Annotated in this window: 15 protein-coding genes; 1 reads left to right on the top strand and 14 read right to left on the bottom strand. The window is 68.1% G+C overall.

Annotation, left to right across the window (positions count from 1 at the left end; all coding sequences use genetic code 11):
• Positions 1–4: 4 nt before the first annotated feature.
• From Q0316_RS19580 to Q0316_RS19565, 4 genes are read right to left on the bottom strand one after another with little or no spacing between them, the layout of a single operon-like run.
• Entirely contained in the window at positions 5–772 is a 768-nt protein-coding gene (locus tag Q0316_RS19580) for a sulfite exporter TauE/SafE family protein (protein WP_298675740.1), read from the bottom strand.
• Positions 769–1,404 (bottom strand): heme exporter protein CcmB, encoded by a 636-nt coding sequence (locus tag Q0316_RS19575; RefSeq protein ID WP_298675737.1) that lies wholly within the window; start codon positions 1,402–1,404, stop codon positions 769–771. The genes Q0316_RS19580 and Q0316_RS19575 overlap by 4 nt, the downstream gene beginning before the upstream one ends.
• On the bottom strand, positions 1,401–1,979 hold the full coding sequence (ccmA, locus tag Q0316_RS19570) for a heme ABC exporter ATP-binding protein CcmA (protein ID WP_298675734.1): 579 nt from the start codon (positions 1,977–1,979) through the stop codon (positions 1,401–1,403). The genes Q0316_RS19575 and ccmA overlap by 4 nt, the downstream gene beginning before the upstream one ends.
• Positions 1,976–2,398 carry a metallopeptidase family protein gene (locus Q0316_RS19565; RefSeq protein ID WP_298675731.1) on the bottom strand — a complete coding sequence of 141 codons (423 nt, stop codon included), beginning with the start codon at positions 2,396–2,398 and terminating at the stop codon, positions 1,976–1,978. The genes ccmA and Q0316_RS19565 overlap by 4 nt, the downstream gene beginning before the upstream one ends.
• 32 nt (positions 2,399–2,430) lie before the next feature.
• On the opposite strand from Q0316_RS19565, the gene Q0316_RS19560 reads away from it, so the two are divergent.
• A complete protein-coding gene (locus tag Q0316_RS19560) occupies positions 2,431–2,727 on the top strand; it encodes a 4a-hydroxytetrahydrobiopterin dehydratase (RefSeq protein WP_298675804.1) in 297 nt (98 codons plus the stop codon).
• A 137-nt stretch (positions 2,728–2,864) separates the two neighbouring features.
• Here the strand turns inward: Q0316_RS19560 and Q0316_RS19555 are convergent, their stop codons facing one another.
• The 10 genes from Q0316_RS19555 to Q0316_RS19510 form a co-directional block, all read right to left on the bottom strand.
• The gene (locus tag Q0316_RS19555) at positions 2,865–3,653 is read right to left on the bottom strand and encodes an SDR family oxidoreductase (RefSeq protein ID WP_298675727.1); all 789 of its coding nucleotides are present in this window, start codon (positions 3,651–3,653) and stop codon (positions 2,865–2,867) included.
• A gap of 126 nt (positions 3,654–3,779) precedes the next feature.
• On the bottom strand, positions 3,780–4,304 hold the full coding sequence (gene pal / locus Q0316_RS19550; protein WP_298675724.1) for a peptidoglycan-associated lipoprotein Pal: 525 nt from the start codon (positions 4,302–4,304) through the stop codon (positions 3,780–3,782).
• Between the two features lie 48 nt (positions 4,305–4,352).
• A complete protein-coding gene (gene tolB / locus Q0316_RS19545) occupies positions 4,353–5,738 on the bottom strand; it encodes a Tol-Pal system beta propeller repeat protein TolB (RefSeq protein ID WP_298675722.1) in 1,386 nt (461 codons plus the stop codon).
• Positions 5,739–5,810: 72 nt separating this feature from the next.
• Positions 5,811–6,749 (bottom strand): cell envelope biogenesis protein TolA, encoded by a 939-nt coding sequence (locus tag Q0316_RS19540; RefSeq protein ID WP_298675719.1) that lies wholly within the window; start codon positions 6,747–6,749, stop codon positions 5,811–5,813.
• Between the two features lie 4 nt (positions 6,750–6,753).
• Entirely contained in the window at positions 6,754–7,188 is a 435-nt protein-coding gene (gene tolR, locus Q0316_RS19535) for a protein TolR (protein ID WP_298675717.1), read from the bottom strand.
• 4 nt (positions 7,189–7,192) lie between these two features.
• Positions 7,193–7,885, bottom strand: coding sequence for a protein TolQ (gene tolQ / locus Q0316_RS19530; protein ID WP_298675715.1), 693 nt, complete (start codon positions 7,883–7,885; stop codon positions 7,193–7,195).
• Positions 7,882–8,349 (bottom strand): tol-pal system-associated acyl-CoA thioesterase, encoded by a 468-nt coding sequence (gene ybgC, locus Q0316_RS19525; RefSeq protein WP_298675712.1) that lies wholly within the window; start codon positions 8,347–8,349, stop codon positions 7,882–7,884. The genes tolQ and ybgC overlap by 4 nt, the downstream gene beginning before the upstream one ends.
• Positions 8,350–8,403: 54 nt before the next feature.
• Positions 8,404–9,168, bottom strand: coding sequence for a hypothetical protein (locus Q0316_RS19520; protein WP_298675709.1), 765 nt, complete (start codon positions 9,166–9,168; stop codon positions 8,404–8,406).
• Between the two features lie 115 nt (positions 9,169–9,283).
• Entirely contained in the window at positions 9,284–10,270 is a 987-nt protein-coding gene (locus tag Q0316_RS19515) for a nitronate monooxygenase (protein WP_298675802.1), read from the bottom strand.
• Between the two features lie 68 nt (positions 10,271–10,338).
• On the bottom strand, positions 10,339–11,337 hold the full coding sequence (locus Q0316_RS19510) for a low specificity L-threonine aldolase (protein ID WP_298675707.1): 999 nt from the start codon (positions 11,335–11,337) through the stop codon (positions 10,339–10,341).
• Positions 11,338–11,342: the final 5 nt, after the last annotated feature.

The raw sequence follows: 11,342 nt of genomic DNA, 5'->3' as shown, positions 1-11,342 counted from the left end.
GCCGTCAGTGATAGGCGCGCCAGAAAAACACGATCGTCGTGGCGCCCGTCACCAGCAGCGTCCATGCGCGGATCGCGCCATGGGGCAGCCGTCTGCCGACATGTGCGCCGATCCAGCCGCCGATGATCGAGCCGGCCAGCATCGGCACGCACGCCGCCCAGGCGACCATGCCGGTGCCGATGAACACGATCGCCGCCGCCGCGTTTGCGGTGGCGAGCATCAGCGTGCGCGGTGCGAACATCTCACGCGGCGAATGGCCGGCCAGCAGGCCATAGGTTGCCATCATCATCAGCCCCACGCCGCCGCCGAAATAGCCGCCATAGATGCCGAGCAGCGCCTGCACCGCCATCAGCGTGCGCGGGCCGATCGACGCGCGTGCGTGCAGCCACGCGGCGGCGTTGCCGCCCCAAGCCAGCACGGCGAAGGCATAGAGCAGCAGCCAGGGGATGATGAGATCGAACGCCCGGCTCGGCGTCAGCACCAGCAGCACGCTGCCGGCAAATCCGGCGACGGCCATGATCGCGGCCAATGTGCGGATGCTGACATCGCCGAGCGGCCTTAGTTCATCACGCATCGCCCAGGCGCTGGTCGCCGCGCCGGGCATCAGCGCGACGTTCGACGTGGCGTTGGCGATATTGGCGGGCAGCCCGAGCGCGAGGAGCGCGGGCAGGGTGGCGAAGGTGCCGCCGCCGGCCAGCGCGTTCATCGCCCCGCCGACGAAGCCCGCGCCCGTGGCGAATGCGATCGGCGCCAGATCGACGCCCGCGCTCATTCCATCCCGGCGCGAATCGCGGCACCCGCGATGAACGGTGCGCCCGCAACGAGCAGCAGGCTGGTCGCCGCGAGCAGCTTCAGCCCGCCGGTGCCACCCTCGATCGCGCCCGCGCCGAAGATCAGCAGCGGAATGGCGAGCGGCAGCATGACAAGCCCCGCGATCGCCCCCGCGCCGCGCAGCCCGGCGACCAGCGCGGCGGTTGCCACCGCCAGCGCGGCGAGGCCGGGCGTGCCGAGCGCCAGCCCGATCTCGACGCGCAGCAGATTGTCACCCGACAGGTCGAGCAGCCCGGCGGCGGCAATTGTCGCCATCATCAGCGGCGGCGCGAAGGCGAGCCAGTGCGCGGCGATCTTGGCGGCGGCGATCGTGGCGGGGGATAGCCCGCGCATCGCGAACTGGTCGATCGCCCCCGAATCAAGGTCCGGCCCGATCAGCCGCTCCACCGGCAGCAGCGCCGCTAGCAATGCCGCCGCCCAGATCACCCCGCCGCCGATCCGCGCGAGCAGTTTCTGATCCGGCCCCACCGCGAACGGGAACAGGATCGCCACCAGCAGGAAGAAGGCGACGATCAGTGTCGCGCCGCCCGAGGCATAAGCGCGGCGCAGATCGCGCAGGATGAGCGCGATCACAGCCTCAGCTCCCGCGTGTCCGCCAGTGCGAGCGGCTGGTGGGTCGCGACCAGCGCGATGCCGCCGCGCGCGCGGTGCGCGGCGATCGCGCTTTCCAGCCGGTTGACGGCGGCATGGTCCAGGCCGTTGGCGGGTTCGTCGAGCAGCCAGATCGGGGCCTCGCTCGCCAGCACCCGCGCGAAGCCGACCCGGCGGCGCTGCCCGGTGGAGAGCAGGCGCACCGGCACATCGGCCAGCGCCGCCAGATCGAGCGTGTCGAGCGCGGCGGCAACGCGCGTTTCGGGTGCTGGCCGCTCGTCGAGCCGCGCCCAGAAGGTCAGCGCGGCGGCAACATCGCGCTCCGCATCCAGCGCCGCCGCCTCGGCGAGCAGCGCGCGCGCGCCATCATGGGCAACGGCGCCCGCGGCGGGCGCGAGCAGCCCCGCGGCGACGCGGATCAGGCTCGATTTGCCGACGCCGTTCGCCCCGGTCACGATCAGCGCCTCACCCGCTTCGAGCGCGAACGACAGATTTTCGAACAATGTCCGTCCGCGCCGCGCGCAGGCGACGCCATCGAACGCGAGCCGCGCGCTCAATCCGTCACCGCGTCTTCCAGCGCGTGCATATCATCGTCGGATAGGCCGAAATGATGCCCGATCTCGTGGATCGTCACATGCGCGACCAGATCGTCGAGCCGCACCCCGGTTTCGCACCATTCGGCGAGGATCGCCTGCCGATAGAGGAAGATGCGATCGGGCAACGCGCCCGAATCGAGTGACGATTTCTCGCCCAGCGGGCGGCCATGATAGAGGCCGGTGAGATCGAGCGGGTGCTCGATCCCCATCGCCGCCAGCGTCTCCTCGTCGGCATATTCCTCCACGGCGAGCACGATATCGCCGAGATGCACGCGGAACTGCGCGGGCAGGCGCGCGATCACCGCTCGCGCCTGTGCCTCGATCGCGTCCGCCGATGGCGCCGCGCCCATCACCTCTTGCCCCTTCATCGCGATCGCCATACCCGTGCCGTGCCATGAGCGGCAAGGAGGGCATGATGATCGAGGCGCTGAGCGAGGCGGAGCGGGCGGACGCGCTCGATGGCCTGTCGGACTGGGATTACGACGAGGCGCGCGACGCGATCACCCGCTCGATCGTCTTCACCGATTTCGCCGAGGCGTTCGGCTTCATGACGCAGGTGGCGCTGATCGCGGAGAAGATGGATCACCATCCGGAATGGACCAATGTGTGGAACCGGGTGGAGATATTGCTCACCACGCATGACGCCGGCGGGCTTTCGACGCGCGACGTGGAACTGGCCGAGGCGATCGATTCGATCCTCGACGGCTGAGAGCCCGTTCGCGAATCCGGCACCGGCCCGCTCCCCCGCCCGGCCACCCATCAAGGATATGCTGTGGGAGGCAGGGTGGGGGAGCGGGCCGGTGCCGCGATATACGCTCACGCGCGTTGCCGCGCGGACGCGGGAACTCAGCCACGGCCCAGCGCCCCCGCGCGCATCATCCGGCGCAGCCGCCCCGGCATCCAGCGCGCCGCGAAGGCGAGCCGGTGCCCCGTCTTGCCGATCACGGTGTGAAGGCGATCGCCGTGCACCGCATCCCATGCAGCCTGCGCCACCGTTTCCACCGGCGTGAACTCATAGCCGCCCGCGATCACCGCGTCGCGCGCGGTATGGTTGGTGCCCGCGATCCCGGCATCGAGGATCGCGGTGTCGATGAACGCAGGCATCAGATCGCGCACCCGGATGCCGTCTGCCGCCCATTCGCCGTCCAGCGCCTCGGTCAGCCCGCGCACCGCGAATTTGGTCGCGGAATAGAGCGACAGGCCGGGTGAGCCGTAGATCGCCGAGGCCGAGGCGGTGTTGAGCAGGCACGATCCCGCCGTCGCCTTGAGATAGGGATAAGCGGCGCGCGCGCCATAAGAGACGCCACGGAAATTGATGTCGATCACGCGATCGAGCGCGGCGCGGTCGATGTTTCCGAACGGGCCGCCCTGGCCGATGCCCGCGTTGTTGAACAACACGTCGAGTTTCCCGCCGGTCGTCGCGGTGAAGGCGGCGAGCGCTTCCTCCCACGCCGTCATGTCACGCACGTCGAGGATATGGGTGGAGGTGCGGTCCGCCGGCAGCATCGCGGCGGTGGCGGAAAGCCCGGTCGCGTCGATATCCGCCAGCCCGACCCGCCAGCCGCGCGCGGCGAACAGGATCGCCACCGCGCGGCCGATGCCCGATGCGCCGCCAGTGATGAAAATCGCCTTCATGCCGCCTCCCCGATCTTGTCGGGAGCGAGCATTCCGCATCGGCGCGCGCGATGCAATCGCGCCGGTCATGTGGCGCGGTGCAATCGGGGCCGGCGGCGATTTCCCCGCCGCCGGCCCCGGCCTGCCTTACTGGCCGAGCACCACCGTCACGGCGCGACGGTTCTGCGCCCAGGCCGCCTCGTCGGAGCCGAGCGCGATCGGGCGCTCCTTACCATAGCTGATCGTGGTGATGCGCGAGGCATCGACGCCACGGCTGGCGAGATAGTTCTTCGCCGCATTGGCGCGGCGCTCGCCGAGCGCGAGGTTATATTCGCGGGTGCCGCGCTCGTCGCAATGGCCCTCCACCGTGACGCGCACGTTGGGATAACGGGTGAGCCACTGCACCTGCGTATCGAGGATCGCGCGGGCCTGATCGTCGATATCGGACATGTCGAGCCCGAAATGAACCGTGTCGCTGGTCACCGAACGCTTGAAATCCGCCGACGAGCCGGGGATCACCGTATCGCCGACGGGGCCTTGCGGGCCGGTCGGCTGGGTCTGTTCCGGCGCCGGTCCCGGCGGGGGCGGCAGCGTTTCTGGATGCTTCTTCGAGCAGGCGGCGGTTGCCACCAATGCCGTTGCCATCAGCAATGTGGTCGTCAGTCTAGCCATGATAACATCTCCAGAAAAAAAACCTTGTTCCGCGCCCTTGGCGAAAGTTCAAGGGCGAAGCGGCCCCCATCCCGGATCGGAGCCGTCGAGCGGGGTCGGCACGCGGCGCTCGTTCACGCCGGTCAGATCGACCGACCACAGATCGGCCTTACCGGCATTGCCCCGACCCTGACGGAAGAACATCAGCACGCGCCCGTTGGGCGACCAGCTTGGCCCTTCATCCTGCCATGAATTGGTGAGCAGCTTCTCGCCCGATCCGTTCGGGCTCATGATGCCGATGCGGAACGAGCCGCCGATCTTGGTGAAGGCGATCAGATCGCCGCGCGGGCTCCATGCCGGGGTGGCGTAACGCCCGCCGCCGAAGCTGATCCGTTGCTGGTTCGATCCATCGGCGTTCATCACATAAAGCTGCTGGCTGCCCGAACGATCGCTTTCGAACACGATTTTGGAGCCATCCGGCGAATAGCTGCCGCCGGTGCTGATGCCGGGTGAGTTGGTCAGCCGCTCTGGCGTCCCGCCGCTTGCCGGCACGCGATAGATATTGGTGTTCGCGCCGGTGGACATGGAGAAGATGATCCACCGCCCATCCGGCGAGAAGCGCGGCGCGAAGGTCAGCCGCTCCGCCGAAGTCACCAGATGCTGCGTGCCGGAGCCGAGATTATAGACATAGATCGCGGGCTTGTCGTTGACGAAGCTCATATAAACGATCGATTGCTGGTTCGGCGCGAAGCGCGGCGTCAGCACGATCGACTGGCCGTTGGTGAGGAAGCGGTGGTTGGCACCGTCCTGATCCATGATCGCCAGCCGCTTGATGCGGTGCGCCTTTGGCCCGGTTTCGGAAACATAGACGACGCGGCTGTCGAAATACGGCCCTTCGCCGGTCAGCCGGGTATAGACCATGTCGGCGCATTTATGCCCGGCGCGGCGCCATTCGGACGGCGGCACGACAAAGCCCTGTCGCATCAATTCGGTTTGCGCCGACACGTCGTAAAGATAGCAGCCCACCGTCAGCGTGCCGTCGCCATTGGCGCGGATGAAGCCCTGCACCAGCGCCTGCGCGCCCGATCCGCCCCAGTAAGAGAAAGCGGGCGCGGTCACTTCCGGGAACATCACCGTGCGCAGTTGCGCGGGCGGCAGCGGGGTGAACAGCCCGGAATTCCTGAGATCGTTGGTGACGATATCGGCGAGCTGGCGGCCCAGCGCGTCGGTCATCCCGGCGGGCGTCTGCATCACCTGCGTCGTCGGCATCGCCGGGATGGCGATCGGCATCGGCGCGGAAATGCCGCCGGTTACTGACACTTCCAGCGGCGGCGGGGCCGCGCCCGGCGCCTGCGCGGCGGGTTGCTGCGGCGGCTTCAGCGGGGTGGCGGGCATGTCCTGCGCGGTCGCGGCGGAGGCCAGCAACAGGGCGGAGAGGAGGGCGAGGCTACGCATGACAGGGGCCTTTCCTTTCGTTCTCGCGGCCCCGCTCTCCCGGCGCGGCGCGATCGTGGGGCAATGGCGGGATCACCGGAGCTTCCACTGATAGTTGATGTTGTTCCACCCGCCGTTGGGGGTGGAATAGAATTGCGGCGGCAGCTTCAGCGGGGCGCAGCCCTTGAACGCGGCCACGCCCAGATCAATCACGCGGCGCGCGTAACGCTGGTTTTCCTCGTTGATGCCGGTCTGGCGCACCACGGTGGGGGTCGCGGCGAGCGTGCCGTCCTCGTTGAGCTTCAGGTTGAGCGTGGTGACGATCTCGTTCGCGCCGGGGCCGGGATCGACCTGCCGATCGGCGCAAGGCTGGATCTGCCGCGCGATCGCCTGAACGATCGAGGCGAGCGCGGCGGCGTCGATCTTCGCGGCGCGCGGCACCTGGCTGGTCGATTTGCTCTCGTCGCTGGTCAGCCCTTTGAGGAAATCGGCGCCAAGCCGGCTGCCGCGCGGGCGCGTTGCCGTGGCCTCGGCCGATTTGCCGGTGCCGGGCGCCTTGGCCGGCGGGGTCTTTTCGGCTGCCGCCGCCGCGTGATGCTTGGGCGGGGCGGGCTTGGTGGCGGTCTTTTCAGCCGCCGGCGGCTCCCGCTTCGGCTTGGGTTCCGGTTTCGGCGCGGGCTTTGGCGCGGGCGCGGGTTTCGGCGCCGGCTTTACCGGGGCGGGCTTCGGCTCTGGCTTTGGCGCGGGCTGGGGAACCGGTTGGGGCTTCGGCTCGGGCGCGGCTGGCACGGGGGCGGGCGCGGCGGCTTCCTCCGGCTCGCCCTGATCGGGGGCGACCGATTGCGCGGGCGGGGTCTCCGCCTGCGGTGCGGTCGCTTCCAGCCCGACATCCTTTACCAGGCTTACCTCGACCGGCTGCTGCTTCAGCTTGAGCGGGTTGGGGGTCGCGAGAAAGCCGACCGACAGCAGGCCGAACAGCACGACGTGCCCGGCAATGGCGATTCCAAGCCCGATCTTCTCGGCGCGATCCACCAGGTCAATCCTCGCCGACCGTCACCAGCGCGACGCGATTGAGCCCGGCGCGGTTCAGTTCGCCCATCACGCGCATGACGTGGCCGTAATCGAGCGACTTGTCGGCGCGCAGGAACACCTGCGGCGGCTGCCCGCCCGCCGGCGCGCGCGCGGCGATCGCCTCCAGATGCTGCGGCAGTTGCTGCTCGGGCACTTCCTCCTTGGCGATGAAGATGCGGCCCATCGTGTCGATCGAAATCTCGGTCGGGTGCTGATCCTGATCGAGCGGCTTGGCGCGGCTGTCCGGCAGGTTCACCGGCACGCCCGCCGTCAGCAATGGTGCGGTAACCATGAAGATGATGAGCAACACGAGCATCACGTCCACCAGCGGCGTGACGTTGATATCCGCCATCGGCGCGCGCCGATGGCCGCTCCGCTGCGAGGGGAGTTGCATTGCCATCGGCTCAGCGTTCGCGATCGAGCTGGCGGCTCAGCGTGGCGTGGAAGCCGTCTGCGAAGCGGTTCAGCCGTGCCTCGATCCGGTTGATGCCGTGGCTGAAGCGATTGTACGCGATCACCGCCGGGATCGCCGCGAACAGGCCGATCGCGGTGGCGAACAGCGCCTCCGCGATCCCCGGCGCCACGACGGCAAGGCTGGTGTTCTGCTGGCTGGCGATCGAGGTGAAGCTGCGCATGATGCCCCACACCGTGCCGAACAGACCAACGAACGGCGCGACCGAGCCGACCGTCGCGAGGATGTTGAGCCGATCGGACAGGCGGTCGATCTCGCTTGCGACCGCCGCGCCCATCGTCGTCGCCAGCCGTTCGCGCGTGCCCGAACGGTCGATCGCGACACCCTGCGTTGAGCGGCGCCATTCCGCGACGCCGGCGACGAACACGCGAGCGGCGGGCTGCTCGTTATCCACATGCGTCTTGTAGAAGGCGTCGATATCGTCCGCCTTCCAGAAATCGCGCTCGAACCGCTCGGTCTCGCGCCGCGTGGCGCCGATACGGCGCCAGAACATGAAGACGATCGCCCAGGTCCAGATGCTCGCGGCAAGCAGCCCGAGCATCACCAGTTTCACCACCCAATCGGCCTGGATGAACAGCGCGACCGGCGAAAGCGTGGCGGCATTGGAATTGAAGAACAGGTTCAAGGCGTCTGGTCCTTCTTGGCCAGTAGAGAGTTGAAACGTTCGATCCACGCGGCTGGTTGGCGTCGCGGGCGACCCGTGGGGGCCACCAGTGCCGCGACGACATCGGCCTCGGCAAGCAAGATATCCCCGCGCATGACTCTTTGATGAATGGAAACCGATGCGGTGCGCACTTCGGTCAATTTTGTCTCGACGATCAGCGCATCGTCGAGCCGCGCGGGCGCGGCGTAGCGGATCGCGAGGCTGGCGATGGCATAGGCGCCGCCGCCCGCCTCATGCGTGGCGCGCTGGTCGATACCGGCGAGCCGCAGCATGTCCGATCGGGCGCGCTCCATGTAACGCAGGTAATTGGCGTGATAGACGACGCCCGACAGATCGGTGTCCTCGAAATAGACGCGTAGCGGGAAGCGATGTGTCGTCCCGTCGAAGCGCCCCTCGACGGGCTGGTCGGTCCGTCCAGGCGTCATGCGCAAGGCTGTTAACCCAAGCGCGCGGCTTGTGTAACCCCCGCGCGGTCCGGATCAGCGCCCGGCGAGCGACTGATCCTGCAACGCGCTTATGTCGACGTGAAGGTGAGGGGGCTTGCCCGGTTTCACGGGAACGGCTTTCGTCGCGGCGTGGTTCAGCGCCACCGGCACTGCCGCCGGGCTGGCGTAAGCGATCATCGGGCGCATCGCCTGCCCCGTGCGCCACGCATCATAAGCGCGGAAAAATTCGATGAATGGTTGATCGAGCGCGGGCAATTGCTCGTTCGCGAACGCCTCGAACGATGCTGGTGCCACTGCATCGGCACGCTCAAGCACATGGGCCGCGCTTGCGCAGAAGGCAGCGCGCGCGAAATCCTGCGAGAAATAATTGTAGAGCCGCGTCATCGCGTCATCCTCACGCGATTGCCAGTCGCCGCCGGTCGCCCGATACTCCGCCGCCAGCCTGGCCTGCGCCTGCGCGAAGGCGGCTTTCTGCCGGCTGAGCAGATCATTGTAGCGCGCGACGATCGCCGCCTGCGCCGCCCCCCGGCAGGCGAGCGCGGCGACGTTGAGCGCGGCGCGCAGATGCCACACGGTGGCGGCGGTGCTGAGATTGCGGTTGGGCGTGAGATAGCTGCCGTCTGACAGGCGCGTGGGGATTTTCATCCCGGCATGGCCGCCCGGCGGCATCGGCGCGGCGGGCGCGGATTTATATGCAGGTGGCGGCGGGGCGACCGCGATCTTCTTCGGATGCGAGGCGCAAGCCGTGAGCGATGCCGCAAGCGTGGCGATCGCGATGGATATGGCTGCCCTTTTCATGGCGCTTTCTCCCTATGTGCAAGGGATTCGGCGCCCAAATGGTTAACAAAAGGTTACCGGCGCGGCGAAGCGTTGACGCGCGTGGCGCTCGTCAGCCGCCGCCCGCGCCGGTCGCTCAGGCGGTGCGCTTCTCCAGCGCCTGCGCCGCCTCCTCCATCAGCGTTGCGATGATATCGGTGACCGGCTCCTCCTTGGTCACCATGCCAACCGACTGGCCGGCCATCACGCTGCCATGCTCGATATCGCCGTCGATCACCGCGCGGCGCAGCGCGCCGGCCCAGTAATGCTCGATCTGAAGCTGAGCCTCGGCCATCGCCAACTGCCCCTCGTCGAGCGCCTGAGCCACTTCGCGCTGCTTCTGGGTGAACAATTCGCCGCCCGCGTTCTTCAGCGCGCGCACCGGAATGACCGGCAGGCGCGGATCAATCTGCACCGAGGCGACCGCATCGCGCGCGGAGGCGCGGATAAAGGCTTTCTTGAAATTGGGATGCGCGATGCTCTCCGTCGCGCAGACGAAGCGCGTGCCGAGCTGCACACCCGCCGCGCCCATATCGAGATACCCCGCGATCGCCTGCCCGCGCCCGATGCCACCGGCGATGAACACGGGAACATCATGCGCGATCTCCGGCAGAATCTCCTGCGCGAGCACGCTGGTGGAAACCGGGCCGATGTGGCCGCCGGCCTCCATCCCCTCGATCACCAGCGCATCGACGCCGGATCGGATCAGCTTTTTCGCCAGCGCCAGCGTCGGCGCGAAGCAGACGCATTTCGCGCCGGATGCCTTGATCGCCTCAAGGCTGCCCTTGGGCGGCAGGCCGCCGGCGAGCACGACATGGCTCACCTTGTGCTTCGCGCACACGTCGATCAGCGCCATCAGATCGGGGTGCATGGTGATAAGGTTCACGCCGAACGGCTTGTCGGTCAGCGCCTTCGTCCCCGCGATCTCCGCGTCGAGCAGATCGGTCGACATCGCGCCGCACGCGATCACGCCGAAGCCACCGGCGTTGGAAATCGCCGCGACCAGATTGCGCTCGGACACCCAGGACATGCCGCCGCCGAGAATCGCGACCTCTGATCCGAGAAAGGCGGCGCCGCGCGCCATGCGCCGTTGCAGGCGCTCGGCGCCGGTGGAGTTGATCGTCATGCGTTCGCCCTAGGGCCCAAACTCAATCAGGACAATGTCGCGATCGCCCGCGCCAGCGCGTGGACCTCCGCGATCGGGCTGGCCCAATGGGTGACGAAGCGGACCACACCCTCGCTCCAGTCGTAAAAGCCATAGCCCTGCGCGCGCAGCACGCTCGCCTCCGCCGGCGTCATGCGCAGGAACAGTTCGTTCGCCTCGACCGGGTGGATCAGCCGCCCGTTCGCCGCCGTCGCCAACTCCGCCGCCGCCGCATTCGCCGCGCGCGCATTGGCGAGCCACAGATCGTCCTCCAGCATCGCGTGGAGCTGCGCCGCGAGATAGCGCCCCTTGGACAGCAAATGCCCGCCGCGCTTGCGCCGCCGCCGCGCGTCATCGGCCAGCGCGGGATCGAAGAACACCAGCGCCTCCGCCGACATTCCGCCGTTCTTGACGAAGCCGAAGCTCAGCACGTCCACACCCTCAGTCAGCGCGGCGGGCGAGCAGCCGAGATGCACGATCGCATTGGCGAGCCGCGCGCCATCCATATGCACCCGCCAGCCGCGCGCTTTCGCGAGCGAAGACAACGCCAAGACCTGCGCGGGGGAATAGACAGTGCCAAGCTCGGTCGCGTTGGTGAGCGACAGCGCGTGCGGCTGGACGCGGTGAACGTCGTTGGCGATCGCGTCCGCCACCGCCGCCACCGTTTCGGGCGTCATCCGCGCATCCGCGCCGCCGGCGAGCAGCAGCTTCGCGCCATGGGTGTAGAATTCCGGCGCGCCGCATTCGTCGTTCTGGATATGCGCTTCGCCGTGGCAGATCACGCCGCCATAAGGCTGGCAGATCGTGGCGAGAGCGATGCTGTTGGCGACCGTGCCGGTCGGCACCCACAAGGCCGCCACCTCGCGACCGAACAATGCCGAGAAGCGCGCGTCGAGCGCCTGGCTAAGCCGATCTCCGTCGTAACCGGAATCGACCGTATCGGCGGCCTGCATCGCTGCGAACACCGCCGGATGCACCGGCGCCACGTTATCGGAAAAGAACTGCATGAGCG

Origin of the sequence: uncultured Sphingomonas sp. (assembly GCF_937871615.1) — a bacterium.
Classification (GTDB): Bacteria; Pseudomonadota; Alphaproteobacteria; order Sphingomonadales; family Sphingomonadaceae; genus Sphingomonas.
Note: the sequence above shows the minus strand (reverse complement) of the source record. Positions and strands in the feature narration are given on the sequence as shown.

Coding starts and splice junctions, on each gene's coding strand:
- ybgC (WP_298675712.1), bottom strand. CDS start 8,349: ATGACGCCTGGACGGACCGACCAGCCCGTCGAGGGGCGCTTCGACGGG.
- Q0316_RS19580 (WP_298675740.1), bottom strand. CDS start 772: ATGAGCGCGGGCGTCGATCTGGCGCCGATCGCATTCGCCACGGGCGCG.
- Q0316_RS19560 (WP_298675804.1), top strand. CDS start 2,431: ATGATGATCGAGGCGCTGAGCGAGGCGGAGCGGGCGGACGCGCTCGAT.
- Q0316_RS19510 (WP_298675707.1), bottom strand. CDS start 11,337: ATGCAGTTCTTTTCCGATAACGTGGCGCCGGTGCATCCGGCGGTGTTC.
- tolR (WP_298675717.1), bottom strand. CDS start 7,188: ATGGCAATGCAACTCCCCTCGCAGCGGAGCGGCCATCGGCGCGCGCCG.
- Q0316_RS19520 (WP_298675709.1), bottom strand. CDS start 9,168: ATGAAAAGGGCAGCCATATCCATCGCGATCGCCACGCTTGCGGCATCG.
- Q0316_RS19565 (WP_298675731.1), bottom strand. CDS start 2,398: ATGGCGATCGCGATGAAGGGGCAAGAGGTGATGGGCGCGGCGCCATCG.
- Q0316_RS19515 (WP_298675802.1), bottom strand. CDS start 10,270: ATGGCGCGCGGCGCCGCCTTTCTCGGATCAGAGGTCGCGATTCTCGGC.
- pal (WP_298675724.1), bottom strand. CDS start 4,304: ATGGCTAGACTGACGACCACATTGCTGATGGCAACGGCATTGGTGGCA.
- Q0316_RS19555 (WP_298675727.1), bottom strand. CDS start 3,653: ATGAAGGCGATTTTCATCACTGGCGGCGCATCGGGCATCGGCCGCGCG.
- tolB (WP_298675722.1), bottom strand. CDS start 5,738: ATGCGTAGCCTCGCCCTCCTCTCCGCCCTGTTGCTGGCCTCCGCCGCG.